Below are 12,495 nucleotides of genomic sequence, written 5' to 3'. Positions count from 1 at the left end.
AGGCTCGACGGTGTGTTGGGCATACTGCGGATCACCGGCTGGCCGGCCGGCAGGGCTGCCTCGAGCATGTCAATCGAGATGGCTGCGGCGACGCTGATCACTACTGTTCCCGGCTTGAGGGCCGGTGAGATCTCGCGGGCCAGGTCAAGGATTCCCACTGGCTTCACCCCCAGCAGCACGACGTCGGCCTTGGCCGCTGCCGTGGGGTTCGCCTCAGGGTCCTCCGTCGAGGAAAGCACCGCGACGCCGTGCCGTTGGGAAAGGCTGGCCGCCTTCTCGGGGTTGCGGACCGTGGCCGTGACCTGCGCTGCCGGTAGTCCCGCCGCCAGCAGGCCGGTCAGGATTGCCCCGTTCATGGAGCCGCAGCCAAGGAAGGAAATGTGCTGTTGGATGTTCGTAGCCATCGGTCCATCGTGTCAGACCGAACGATTCCCAGCATCCTCACAGGTGGCGCTGGGGGTGCTTCCCAGAAATAGCAGTACAGTCGTTATTACCTCATAAAGGTGCGAGTGATGAGGCCGAGCTCTCCCTGGCTCGGTCGGTGCCGGTGAGTCGAAGCGAAGATTTCCCCCAATCCCGCTGGCGGCTCACCGGCACTCTTCGCTGAACCCGACGGCGTGGTGCTCAGCCCGGCTCAGCGACTGCCCAGATGCACGTGGCCAACACCTACCGAAGGCATCGGTTCCTCTGCTTCGAACATCAGGGTGTCGAACCGGCGAAGGATCAGCCCTTCCCGTAACGCCCACGGGCAGATGTCCATTTCAGTGACGTTGAAGACCTCGAACGCAGCCTCGGCAACCAGCGCTCCGGCCAGCACCTGACGCGCACGCAGCTCGGAAACGCCGTCGAGGTTTGTCCGGTCTGCGACCGACATTGCCTCCAGCCGCTTCGCCCACAGCGCGAGGTCCTGTAGACGCAGAGTCCGGCGGACGAATGGGCCGGCGGCGGATGGCGCAGCACCGGCTATACGCGCCAGGGAGCGGAAAGTCTTGGAGGTGCCGGCTACGAGGTGCGGTTCACCGAGCGGCGCGAAACTGACCGCTGATTCCTTGAGCGTCTGCCGAATGTAGCGCCTCAGTTTCTTGACGTCGCGAGGAGCAGGAGGATCGCCGGGCAACCATTCCCGCGTCAGCCGGCCTGCCCCGAGGGGCACCGACCGGGCGACTTCCGGGAGCTCGTCGTGACCCATCGCCATTTCGAACGAGCCACCGCCGATATCCAGGTTGAGGATCGACCCGGTGCCCCAGCCATACCAGCGGCGCACGGCCTGAAAGGTCATGGCGGCTTCCTCGTCGCCGGAAAGCTCCTGCAGGACCACCGACGTTTCCGCTTCCACGCGATTCAGGACGTCGGCGCCGTTGCCCGCTTCCCGGATTGCAGACGTACAGAACGCCAGAAAGTCCTCGGCACGATGGTCGCTCGCGAACGCGCGTGCCTGACGGATGAATCCGACAAGTTCCTGCTGCCCCTCGTCACTGATGCGCCCCTCCGAATCGAGGTAGCTGACCAGCTGAAGCGGCCGCTTGTGCGAGGCGTAAGGTACTGGCCGAGCGCCCGGGTGGGCATCCACAAGGAGCAGGTGTACGGTGTTGGACCCGATATCGAGGACGCCTAGTCGCATGCCCCCATTATGTCGCGCACCGGTACCCCGGCTTCAATTCACCGTCACGGCGTTACTTCCGGGCTGTCGCCTTGCGCTTCGCCGGGGCACGCCCACCGGACTTTCGCGGAGCAGGACCCTTGGCTCGTTTCTCAGCGAGGAGCGCCACGGCTGTCTCCCGTGTCAATTCCTCGATTGCCGTGGATCTCGGCACGGTGATGTTGGTGACGCCGTCGGTGATGTACGGACCGAACCTGCCCTCCTTGACCACGATGGGCTTCTCAGACACCGGGTCGTCGCCGAACTCTGCCAGTGGTGGCGTGGCGGTCCGGCCACCGCGCTGCTTGGGCTGGGAATAGATCTCCAACGCCTGCTCCAGCGTGATGGTGAAGATCTCCTCTTCCGATCCGATCGAGCGCGAGTCGGAGCCCTTCTTCAGATAGGGGCCGAACCGCCCGTTCTGCACGGTGATCTCGTTGCCTTCGGCGTCCTTGCCCAGCACCCGAGGCAGGTTCATCAGCTTCAGCGCATCTTCAAGGGTGACGGTATCAACCGACATCGACTTGAACAGCGACCCGGTGCGCGGCTTGACCTTCGCCGGCTTCTTGGGCGGCTTGGGCTTGCCGTTCTTGTAGTACTCCACGGGCTGGTTCGCCAGTTCCTCGGCCGTGGGCTCCGGGATGAGCTCTATCACATAGGGCCCGTAGCGCCCGTCACGGGCAACAATGGTGCGTCCGGTCTCAGGGTCGGTCCCGAGCACGCGCTCCTCGGAGGCCGGGGTGTTCATCAGCTCCACAGCTTTTTCGGCGGTGAGCTCATCGGGTGCGAGGTCCTCTGGCACGTTTGCGCGCTGTGGCTCAGTACCCTCGGGTGCATCCTCCGGCAGCGGCTTCTCCAGGTACGGCCCGAACTTGCCCACCCGCAGGACAATGCCGTCAGCAATCTCGACGGAATTGATGCGGCGCGCGTCGATCTCCCCAAGATCATTCACGATGGTGTTCAAGCCGGTTTCCTTGCGGTCACCGTAGTAGAAGTGGTTCAACCACTGGACGCGGCTCTCCTCGCCGCGTGCGATGCGGTCGAGATCTTCTTCGAGCTCAGCGGTGAAATCATAGTCCACGTAGTCGTGGAAATGCTCCTCGAGCAGACGAACAACAGAGAAGGCGATCCAGCTTGGGACAAGGGCCTGGCCGCGGGTGCGGACATACCCGCGGTCCATGATCGTCGAGATGGTGGCCGCGTAGGTGGAAGGACGCCCGATACCGCGCTCTTCGAGCACCTTGACCAGGGAAGCTTCGGTATAGCGCGGGGGTGGCGAGGTCTCATGCCCGATTGGCTGGATTTCCTCGGCACCCAAGGCGTCACCGGTGGCGAGGTTCGGCAACCGGCCGCCCTGCCCCGGCGCATCCGCTCCGCCCGCAGCGTCATCCTCATCACGGGAGGCGTCGCGGCCCTCCTCGTAGGCGGCCATAAAGCCACGGAAGGTGATGACCGTACCGGACGCGGAAAACTCAGCGTCCTTGCCGTCGGGTGTCTGGGCGCCAAGCCGTACCGACGCCGTCGAACCCTTTGCATCTGCCATCTGGGAGGCGACCGTGCGCTTCCAAATCAGCTCATAGAGCCGGAACTCATCTCCATGCAGCTCCCTGGCAACCTGCGCCGGAGTCCGGAAGGAGTCACCCGCGGGCCGGATGGCCTCGTGGGCCTCCTGCGCATTTTTCGACTTTCCCTTGTAGACGCGGCGGGCGTCGGGGACGTACTCGGGCCCGTAGAGTTCGGAGGCCTGCCGGCGGGCAGCGTTGATCGCCTGGTCGCTCAGCGCCGGCGAGTCCGTACGCATATACGTGATGTAGCCGTTCTCATACAGGCGCTGCGCAACCTGCATGGTGACCCGGGAGGAGAACCGCAACTTGCGGGCAGCTTCCTGCTGCAGCGTTGAGGTGGTGAACGGTGCTGCAGGACGGCGCGTGTACGGCTTCGTGTCGACCGAACGGACTTCGAAAGCTGCCTGCTGGAGGCCCTCGGCAAGAGCGGTGGCCGCTGCTTCATCGAGCAGGGCAACACTTTGCGTCTTCAGCCTGCCCAGGTCGCTGAAGTCCTTTCCTGTTGCCACGCGCGTGCCGTCAACCGACACAAGCTTCGCGGTGAAGGACTCCCCCTTGGAGGCGTCCTTCGGCGAGAAGGTCCCGGTGAGGTCCCAATACGACGCCGCACGGAAGGCCATGCGTTCACGCTCGCGTTCAACGACAAGCCGCGTGGCGACCGACTGCACGCGCCCGGCCGACAGTCCTCGCGCGACCTTGCGCCAGAGGACGGGGGAAATCTCGTAGCCGTAGAGACGGTCGAGGATGCGGCGGGTTTCCTGCGCGTCGACCATGGGGATGTCGAGGTCGCGTAATTCTTCCATGGCGCGCTGGATGGCCTCGCGGGTGATCTCAGGGAAGGTCAAGCGGAAGACGGGAACCTTGGGCTTGAGTACCTCAAGCAGGTGCCAGGCGATCGCTTCGCCCTCCCTGTCACCGTCGGTCGCGAGGTAGAGCTCAGTGGCGTCCTTGAGCGCAGCCTTGAGCTCCGCGACACGCTTCTTCTTGTCCGCGGAGACGACGTAGTAGGGCTCGAAGTCGTTCTCCAGGTCCACCGCGAACTTGCCAAGCGAACTCTTCTTCAACTCGGCAGGCAGGTCGGAAGGCTGCGGAAGGTCACGGATGTGACCCATTGATGCGGTGACTTCAAAGCCCTCACCGAGGTAGCCCGCAATCGTCTTGCTCTTGGCGGGAGACTCGACAATGACGAGCTTCTTGCCGGGCTTCTTGTCCGTTGCCTTAGCTGGCACTTCACTCCTCGATACAGATGCTTCTTAAACAGCAGAACAACCGCTCATTCTGAGCTCAATATGTGAGTTGGCGGGCGTCCTGCCCTTCACAGTATGCGGCATGCCTACCTGCACAAGGGTAACGGCTTGCCTAGGAGCATCCTGCTGCGAGCCCCGCGGCTGTGCACAACGGGTGCGGCACGAGCGGCGGCCGAGCGGTTGGATCAGCGGGCGGGGGAAGCTGTAGCGGGAATCAGGAAACCATCCTCAACGAGGTTGCGCACCTCCGCCACAAGCCCGCTTGAGAACGCTTCGTCGTCGCGTGCCAGGAGAGCTGCGAGCGCACCGATGATCTGCCCGGCGGTGAGGTCGCCGTCGCACGCGGACACGAACCCGGCAAGCTCCGTGCTGAGCAGGGTGGTACGCCGGAAGCCGGCGCCCTGACGCAGCAGGATGACGCCGGGGTGCTCGGCTCCTGGGCGTTGATGCCGCTCCTCGGTCACGTCATCGGCGACGAGTAAGTATGTAGCGGAAAGATCGGGGCACCGGCTCAGCCAGTCCGAACGCTCCACCGCCGCACTCACATGCGGGCCGATTGGCTGTTCGAGGTCGTAGGTGATCTCCTCGAAGCGGCGAAGACCCACCGGACCCTGTGATTTCCTCAGCCACACCATCCCGAATCCGATGTGCTCGACGGAGCGCGAGGCAAAGTCGACCAGATAATCGCTGAAGCGCTCCGCAAAACGGGCGGGGTCGCGGTTCTCGGCGGCATCGCGCAGCCACGTCTCGGCGTAGTGGGTGGGGGTGAGCTGTTCACGCTGCACCACCCAGGCATCAACGGCGTCCGGGAGCCAACCGGTGATCCTGTCCTCCCAGCTCTGCCCCTCGGTGATTTCCCAGTTCCCGAGGAGCTGAGCTGTGCCACCCGGTGCCAGGACGGACGGAATCGCGCGGATCAGGGACGAGACGACGTCATCACCCGCCAGCCCACCGTCCCGATACGTGAACTGGTCCTCCGCCGCTTCTCCTGAAAGCCTCGGCGTGATCACGAACGGCGGGTTGGACACGACCTGGTCGAAGGTCTCCCCCAGCACCGGTTCCAGCAGACTTCCCAGACGGAGCGAGACGCGCGCTTCGAGATTCGCCGGGTCGATTCCGAGCACCCGGGCATTCAGCAGGAGGTTGAAGCGGGTCACTGCGAGCGCGCGCTCAGAGATATCGGTGGCCGTGACGTGCTGTGCGTGTGCCAGGAGATGGAAGGTCTGGATTCCGCACCCGGTCCCGAGGTCGAGTGCCCGCTTCACCTCGGCGCGCGCCGCGAACTGTGCGAGGGTCAGCGACGCCCTGCCGATGCCAAGCACATAGTCGGTTCGCAGCACGCCCGGCCGGATATGCGACCCGAGGTCCGATGCCACCCACACATCACCGCCGGTGTCCGAGGAGTAGGGGCGCAGGTCCACGGAGGCGCGAAGGCCGCCGTCGTACTCTTCCGCAAGGCCCAGCACAAGCGCTCCTGCAGCACCGGCCGAGGGAAGGGCTTCGTCGAGCACCGGTGGAGGCACCGTCTCGCCAAGCAGGAAAACAAGCACGACGGCGGCCAGCCGGCTTCCTGCCTGCGACACCTGTGCGGCGCGCGCGGCGAGAAGCGCGGGGACAGGCTGGTCCCGTTCCAGCGCTGCATACGCGTCGGCGCCCACGAGCTCCGCGACGCCGTCGACAGTGTAGTTCGCCGATACGAGGTCCGAGGCAAGTTGCTCCAGAAGGTTCTGATCGTCACTTCGAGGGGCTTGCGGCACGGCGGCGAAATCTGTCACGGGGCAAGTCTAGGCGCCGTCTGCGCTTTACTAGGGGGATGGGGAGAGTCAGTCTGCGAATGCACACCACACCAATGGCGCTCGGCTGGGCAGCACTCGTCCTTGTCCTCAGCGCCTGCACTTCCGGCGAGAGTCAACCGGAGTCTGTCGATCCTGGGTCCGCGAATGTCGGGGAGTGGTCCAGGTCCGTGCTGGGAGACCATGACGGCATGTTGCTGGCCGGCGACCACGAAGGCGGAAATGACAGCCGCGGCGCCTTCCAGAACGTGAAGGCCGGCTGGTACCAGCTCACCATGGCCTGTGCCGGCGGTGGGAACATGGCGCTGAGCATCACCGCCGATGAGGAGCCTGTCGGTGACGGAACCACCGGCTGCGACGCCCCGGCTGTAAATGCGCACATCCAGGTGATGGCCGATGCCGGTGAGCTGGAGTTCGTCGTCTCGAATTCAGGCGAGCACATCCTGTGGACTGTCGGTCTCGAGGAGGCATCCGAGCCTTCCCCAGTCCCAACCGGCTGAGTCGGGTCGCGTCAGGCGGTTCCGACTGCGGCCGTTGCTTCGGCTTCGTCGGTTTCGCAGCCCTGCGGGCAACGCAGGGTTGCAGGATCGGCGGCGCATTCCGCGCAGTACAGGGTCAGATTCCGGCAGCTGAGGTTCGAGCAATTTTCAAACTTGTTGGTGGGCGCAGAGCATCGGACGCACTTGCCGATCGTCTTCGCATCCTTCGTGAATTCGACGTGCATCCGCTTGTCGAAGACATAGAGCGAGCCTTCCCAGAGGCCTGAGTCCCCGTACGTTTCCCCATAGCGCACGATGCCGCCTTGCAACTGGTAGACCTCGTTGAATCCCCGGTTGACCATCAGGCTGGAGAGTACCTCGCACCGGATGCCGCCCGTGCAGTAGGTGACAACGGGCTTGTTCTTCAGATGATCGTACTTTCCGGAGTCCAGCTCGGTCACGAAGTCATGGGTGGTGCTCACGTCCGGGACAACTGCGTTCCGAAACTTGCCGATCTGGGCTTCGAGCGCGTTACGACCATCGAAGAAGACGACGTCGTCGCCGCGCTCTTCCACCAGCTGATGCACCTGCTCGGGCTTCAGGTGGGTGCCTCCGCCGACGACACCGTTCTCATCAACCTTGAGCTCGCCGGGCGCGCCGAATGAGACGATCTCCTCGCGGACCTTGATGCTGAGCCTCGGGAAATCGTCGGCGCCGCCCTCTGACCACTTGATATCCATCTTCTTGAATGCGGGGTACTCCCGCGTTGTCTTCACGTACTGTTTGACGGCATTCAGTTCGCCGCCGACAGTGCCGTTGATGCCGTCCTTCGAGATGAGGATCCTGCCACGCAACCCCAGCTTCTCGCAGAGGGAACGCTGCCACAGCCGGATCGCTTCAGGATCGGACAGCGGGGTGAACGCGTAGTAGAGGACGATTCGGTTCATTGACACCCATCAATGGTACCGGCGCCCGGAGGGGAGGTCTCAAATCGGCAACCTCCGCCCGGGCCTATGTTCTTACGGACCGGGCACCACTATGGTTCAGGCATGGGAGCCGCTCTATCTGAACAACTGGTCCGCACCTGGGTTGCCGGCTGGGCTCAATGCCGCGGTTACACACCCCAGGACAACGGCCGGAGCATGTCGGTGGTACTCACAGACCAGCAGAACCATCTCGAGACCATCGTTTATGAGCCCACTATCGGGGAGTTCCTCGAACTCGCCGGCGAGACCCGCGAGAGCTCCTATCGCGTGCTCACGGTGATCACCAACCGCATGCACGACCTCATCAACGCCTCCGCCCCGCTTCACATGCGAATCACAGACTATGAGCAGGCGCTGATGTGCGCCGATATGGACGAACAGGATGTCGAAGATCCGCGGCCACCGGACGATGAGTTCAAGCTTGCGCACATCCGCGAGGAACACTGCAGGCGCGTTTCGGTCACCGTGGACGGCCAGGAAGTGGCCAGCGGTTCGGTTGCCAGGCAGGACGGTCACGCAGTGTATGACCGCATTATCACGGACCCGGGGTATCGCCGGCGTGGTTTGGGGAGCTTTGTGATGCGTGCGCTCACCGCCGACATCCTCGAGGACGATGTCGAGACTGGACTGCTGATGGCCTCCGAGTCGGGCCGGCACCTGTACCAGTACCTGGGGTGGACCCACCTCGCGGACACATTCGTCATCCGGCGCTGACCGCCGTCGGCTTTGCCCTGCCCGCCTGATTTGTGACGGGGTGACAAAATGGGCAGGTGCCTGCCCACGATTCCCTGATTCCGATTCTCGGCGGGGTGGATCCTGAGCAGCTGGTTCACGTTCGCCAGCTTCCCGCCCGCGACGCGGTGTACAGCGACTGGCCTGCCTGGGCGCATCCTGACGTGGTTGAGGCGTACCAGGCTCAGGGAATCGACCGGCCCTGGGAACACCAGGCTGCGGCCGCGGATGCGGCCCACGCTGGTTCACACGTGGTTATCGCAACGGGCACGGCGTCCGGCAAGTCCCTCAGCTACCAGCTTCCTGTCCTCGACGCCATTCACCGGTCGGCGCTGGCGGAACGGGTTTCTCTTGAGCCGACGGGCGCAGTCGCGCTGTATCTTTCGCCAACGAAGGCACTGGCGGCAGACCAGCTTTCAGCCATCTCCTCCCTGGGGCTGGCGACGGTTCGCGCTGACACGTACGACGGCGACACGGACTCGGGCGCGCGTCGCTGGATTCGTGATCACGCCAACCTCGTGCTGGCGAACCCGGACATGCTGCATTACGGGATCCTGCCGAACCACGCCTGGTGGGCGCGTTTCTTCCGCCGTCTGAGCTACGTGATCGTGGATGAGGCCCACAGCTACCGGGGGGTCTTCGGCTCACACGTGGCCAATCTGCTCCGGAGACTCCGCCGGGTGTGCGCCTACTATGGCGCGAACCCTGTTTTCATCGGGGCGTCGGCAACCTCGGCGGCCCCTGCGGAGTCCTTCGGGAAGCTCATCGGAGCCCCCGTCAGCGCCTTCACCGAGGACAAGTCGCCACACGGTTCGACGACGATCGCTTTCTGGGAGCCGCAACTGACGGACCTGCGGGGCGAGAACGGTGCCCGGCAACGCCGGACCGTGATAGCGGAAACTTCCGACCTGCTGACAAATCTGGTGTCAGCCCAGGTGCGCACGATCGCGTTCATCAAGTCCCGTCGGGGAGCGGAAAGCATCGCCGCCAACACCAAGCGGCTGCTCAGTGAGGTGGACCCGAAGCTGCCGGCCCGCGTGGCCGCGTACCGGTCCGGCTACCTGCCTGAAGAACGCCGTCAGCTGGAAGCCGCTCTGCGCTCCGGCCGGCTTCTCGGCGTCGCGAGTACGTCTGCCCTGGAGCTCGGGATCGACATCTCCGGTCTGGACGCCGTCCTGGTGGCGGGCTGGCCCGGCACCCGGGCGTCGCTGTTGCAGCAGATCGGGCGAGCGGGACGATCCGGTCAGGATGCCCTCGCCGCATTCGTTGCGAGCGACGATCCCCTGGACACCTACCTGGTTCACCATCCCGAGGCGGTTTTCGATGTCGGTGTGGAGGCAACGGTGTTCGACCCTGCCAACCCGTATGTTCTTGGACCGCATCTGTGCGCTGCAGCCGCGGAGCTGCCGCTTACGTTCGACGATCTGCCGCTGTTCGGGGAAACAGCTCAGGGCTTGCTCGGTCAGCTGGTGGATCAGGGGCTGCTGCGCAATCGCCCTGCAGGATGGTTCTGGACGCACCCCCAGAGCGCGGCGGGGATGGTCAACCTGCGCGCGGACGGAGGCGGACCCATCAACATCATCGAGAGTGAAACCGGGACCGTACTCGGAACCATGGACTCACCGCAGAGTCACTATCAAGCGCACACAGGTGCGGTGTACGTGCACCAGGGCCAGAGTTACGTTGTCGAAGAACTGAACGAGCAGGACCACTGCGCCGTCGTCACGCGCTCCAATCCCGACTACTACACCCAGGCACGGGACGTCACCCAGATCGAGGTCATCTCAGAGCAACGCAGCGTCTCGTGGGGTCCCATCCGGGTGTGTTTCGGGGAAGTGAAGGTCACCACGCAGGTGATCTCTTTCCAGCGGAAGGCGTTCGTCTCGAACGAGATTCTTGGTGAAGAGCCTCTGGAACTTGGCGCGAGAGACCTTTTCACAAAAAGCGTGTGGTTTGAGTGCGACAACCGTCTCCTCGAGACCAGCGGTGTCACCGCTGTGGATCTGCCCGGTGCACTTCACGCCGCCGAACATGCGGCGATCGGACTGTTGCCTCTGGTCGCCTCAAGCGATCGTTGGGACATCGGTGGAGTATCGACGGCCCTGCACGCCGACACCGGACTGCCGACCATTTTTGTCTACGACGGCCATCCCGGTGGAGCCGGGTTCGCGGAGCGCGGTTTCGAGGCGGCGAAGACCTGGCTCGGTGCTACTGCGGAGGCAATCCGGTCCTGTGAGTGTGACGCTGGGTGCCCATCGTGTGTCCAGTCCCCCAAGTGCGGCAACCGCAACAATCCCCTGAGCAAGGACGGGGCACTGACTCTGCTCGACATGCTGCTGGCGCAGGCCCCGGACGGGGAGCCTGCGCCAGGCAAGGGCATGTCGGACGATTAGTCCTCCTTCCTGTCAGGATCTGATGGTGGCGGGCCTGCCCGTGCCTGACCTGTTGCCGGGGGCAGCACGGGGCTGACGTCCAGCTCGGTCTGCACACGGACGATGTGGCCCGATGGTCCCTCGAGCGAGCACCCGGTCAACCGGCTTCCATGGTGCGAGGCGACAGTTGCGGCCACCATGCAGGGGCTGCCGTCACGAAGGCCCCGGGCGGCGTCGGCGGCGGCGAGCGCGGATAGATCTGCTGCGGTAGCTGCCCTCGATGCTGCTACCGACCCTTGGACGAACAGGACGATCCCGGCAAGCAGCAGCAGGGCTGCGAGTGCAACTCCGGCCATGAGCGTGGTGCCTGCTCCGCTTTCGCGGGCCGGCCGCCCGCAGGTCACTTCTGCTCCGGCACAGCAAACGCTCGAGCCGAAAGGTTGAGATCGAAGAGGTCCAACACCGGGACATCGACCGTTGTGGTCACTGTTACCGTGTCGTAGCCGCCGCCGGAGTGAAGAGCGATAGACGCATGTTCTCCGGCGATACGGCGAACGGTTGATCCCACACTGGCTTCTGACTCGCCTCGCATCACCTCACGCGCTCCCGCCCGTGCAGCCTCCTCTACCCGTAGTTGGGACAGTCCAACCGAAGCGGCCGCAAGAACCACTGCCAGCAAAGCAACCACGGCCGGGAAAGCAACTGCCACCTCGGCTGTCACGGCGCCTTCTTGGGATGCTCTCTTCACCTGGAAGCCCGTCGAATCACCGAACTCAGCCGAAGCTGAGGGCATTTGTGATCAGAGACATGAGCATGCCGCGGATCTCCCCACTGGAAAGAACCGCAACCAGGAGCGCGGCAAAGCCAACGGCAGCCAGGGTAGCGATCGCATATTCAGCGGTAGCCAATCCTGCCTCCGACCGCATCAGAGCCCCTCTGGGTCGGTCTCGGGTCCCAACGGCGTCCGCTCGGAGCGGCACCACGTCCGCGAGGGGCCTCTCCTCCACGGGGGCTTCCCGCGGGCGTGCGGACTGGGCTGTTGCTGCTGTGGTGGAACGTGTCATGACAACTCCTCGATCGATGATTTTCCTGATGAACCCGGCCGGCGAATGCCGGCCCGTCCGTAGCTGCTTGAGCGGCTGATTCGAGTCTTTCGCGACCGTCCCGGTCCCGATTCAGGAAGTTCCCCTAAGTGGAAAAGTGCAGGCGTTCCGCCGGGTTGTGGAGTTCCGGACATCGTCAACGCCCAGAGCGGAGGCGGAAAGCTTGGTCCCACGGAGGGATCACGATCCTCAGGAGAATGCGGGAAATAGTCCGACCAGGATCGGGATGACACCGAGGCAGACAAACGCAGGCAACGAGCAGAGGCCAAGGGGAACGACCAACCGCACGCCGAGCGCTGCGGCCCGCTGCTCCGCCTCACGGTTCCTCCTGCGCCGAAACTGGGCAGCGTGCGCGGTAACGACGGCTGCGGAGGGCGCACCGGTCGTTCCTGCGAAGCGGAGGGCACGGCCAAGCTCTACCGCGGGTTGGGCATCGGCGGCCGCGGAAACAGTGTCCCAGGCTGTCTCCCAGGACGCGCCGAGATCCAACGCGATCTTGACTGCCGTCAGAGCGGAGCTGACCGGCGGCGATGTTGATCGTGCAAGGACCTCGATGCAACGGTCGAGGGACAGCCCGGC

12 protein-coding genes are annotated in these 12,495 nt (G+C 64.3%); 3 read left to right on the top strand and 9 right to left on the bottom strand.

Annotation, left to right across the window (positions count from 1 at the left end; genetic code table 11):
* The 4 genes from RIF85_RS11550 to RIF85_RS11535 all read right to left on the bottom strand — a co-directional run.
* The coding region (locus RIF85_RS11550; RefSeq protein ID WP_309072053.1) for an NAD(P)-binding domain-containing protein at window positions 1-392 on the bottom strand (392 nt) is incomplete at its 3' end.
* A 242-nt stretch (window positions 393-634) separates the two neighbouring features.
* Window positions 635-1,621 carry a Ppx/GppA family phosphatase gene (locus tag RIF85_RS11545; RefSeq protein WP_309072052.1) on the bottom strand — a complete coding sequence of 329 codons (987 nt, stop codon included), beginning with the start codon at window positions 1,619-1,621 and terminating at the stop codon, window positions 635-637.
* A gap of 52 nt (window positions 1,622-1,673) precedes the next feature.
* Window positions 1,674-4,433, bottom strand: a complete 2,760-nt coding sequence (gene topA, locus RIF85_RS11540) for a type I DNA topoisomerase (RefSeq protein WP_309072051.1) — start codon at window positions 4,431-4,433, stop codon at window positions 1,674-1,676.
* Between the two features lie 203 nt (window positions 4,434-4,636).
* Complete coding sequence (locus RIF85_RS11535) at window positions 4,637-6,226, bottom strand: methyltransferase (RefSeq protein WP_309072050.1); 1,590 nt, start codon at window positions 6,224-6,226, stop codon at window positions 4,637-4,639.
* 59 nt (window positions 6,227-6,285) lie between these two features.
* Between RIF85_RS11535 and RIF85_RS11530 the strand changes: the two genes are divergently transcribed.
* On the top strand, window positions 6,286-6,744 hold the full coding sequence (locus RIF85_RS11530) for a hypothetical protein (protein WP_309072049.1): 459 nt from the start codon (window positions 6,286-6,288) through the stop codon (window positions 6,742-6,744).
* 11 nt (window positions 6,745-6,755) lie between these two features.
* On the opposite strand, the gene RIF85_RS11525 is transcribed toward RIF85_RS11530, so the two are convergent.
* On the bottom strand, window positions 6,756-7,676 hold the full coding sequence (locus RIF85_RS11525; RefSeq protein WP_309072048.1) for a rhodanese-related sulfurtransferase: 921 nt from the start codon (window positions 7,674-7,676) through the stop codon (window positions 6,756-6,758).
* 96 nt (window positions 7,677-7,772) lie between these two features.
* Here RIF85_RS11525 and RIF85_RS11520 point away from each other — a divergent pair, with 96 nt between their 5' ends.
* Both RIF85_RS11520 and RIF85_RS11515 read left to right on the top strand, forming a co-directional pair.
* Window positions 7,773-8,423, top strand: coding sequence for a GNAT family N-acetyltransferase (locus tag RIF85_RS11520; RefSeq protein ID WP_309072047.1), 651 nt, complete (start codon window positions 7,773-7,775; stop codon window positions 8,421-8,423).
* A gap of 56 nt (window positions 8,424-8,479) precedes the next feature.
* Window positions 8,480-10,834 carry a DEAD/DEAH box helicase gene (locus RIF85_RS11515; RefSeq protein WP_309072046.1) on the top strand — a complete coding sequence of 785 codons (2,355 nt, stop codon included), beginning with the start codon at window positions 8,480-8,482 and terminating at the stop codon, window positions 10,832-10,834.
* Here the strand turns inward: RIF85_RS11515 and RIF85_RS11510 are convergent.
* From RIF85_RS11510 to RIF85_RS11495, 4 genes are all read right to left on the bottom strand, one after another.
* Entirely contained in the window at window positions 10,831-11,217 is a 387-nt protein-coding gene (locus RIF85_RS11510) for an Rv3654c family TadE-like protein (RefSeq protein WP_309072045.1), read from the bottom strand. The genes RIF85_RS11515 and RIF85_RS11510 overlap by 4 nt on opposite strands.
* On the bottom strand, window positions 11,214-11,534 hold the full coding sequence (locus RIF85_RS11505) for a TadE family type IV pilus minor pilin (protein ID WP_309072044.1): 321 nt from the start codon (window positions 11,532-11,534) through the stop codon (window positions 11,214-11,216). The genes RIF85_RS11510 and RIF85_RS11505 overlap by 4 nt, the downstream gene beginning before the upstream one ends.
* 52 nt (window positions 11,535-11,586) lie before the next feature.
* Entirely contained in the window at window positions 11,587-11,877 is a 291-nt protein-coding gene (locus tag RIF85_RS11500; RefSeq protein WP_309072043.1) for a DUF4244 domain-containing protein, read from the bottom strand.
* A gap of 228 nt (window positions 11,878-12,105) precedes the next feature.
* Window positions 12,106-12,495: type II secretion system F family protein (locus RIF85_RS11495; RefSeq protein ID WP_309072042.1), on the bottom strand; the 390-nt coding region annotated here is incomplete at its 5' end.

The sequence above is a fragment of the Arthrobacter sp. genome, assembly GCF_031179385.1.
Lineage (GTDB): Bacteria > Actinomycetota > Actinomycetes > Actinomycetales > Micrococcaceae > Arthrobacter_D.
Note: the sequence above shows the minus strand (reverse complement) of the source record. Positions and strands in the feature narration are given on the sequence as shown.

What these genes read in the sequence shown, in the direction of transcription:
- RIF85_RS11545 (WP_309072052.1), bottom strand. Translation starts at nt 1,621, where the DNA reads ATGCGACTAGGCGTCCTCGATATCGGGTCCAACACCGTACACCTGCTC.
- RIF85_RS11530 (WP_309072049.1), top strand. Translation starts at nt 6,286, where the DNA reads ATGCACACCACACCAATGGCGCTCGGCTGGGCAGCACTCGTCCTTGTC.
- RIF85_RS11520 (WP_309072047.1), top strand. Translation starts at nt 7,773, where the DNA reads ATGGGAGCCGCTCTATCTGAACAACTGGTCCGCACCTGGGTTGCCGGC.
- RIF85_RS11500 (WP_309072043.1), bottom strand. Translation starts at nt 11,877, where the DNA reads ATGACACGTTCCACCACAGCAGCAACAGCCCAGTCCGCACGCCCGCGG.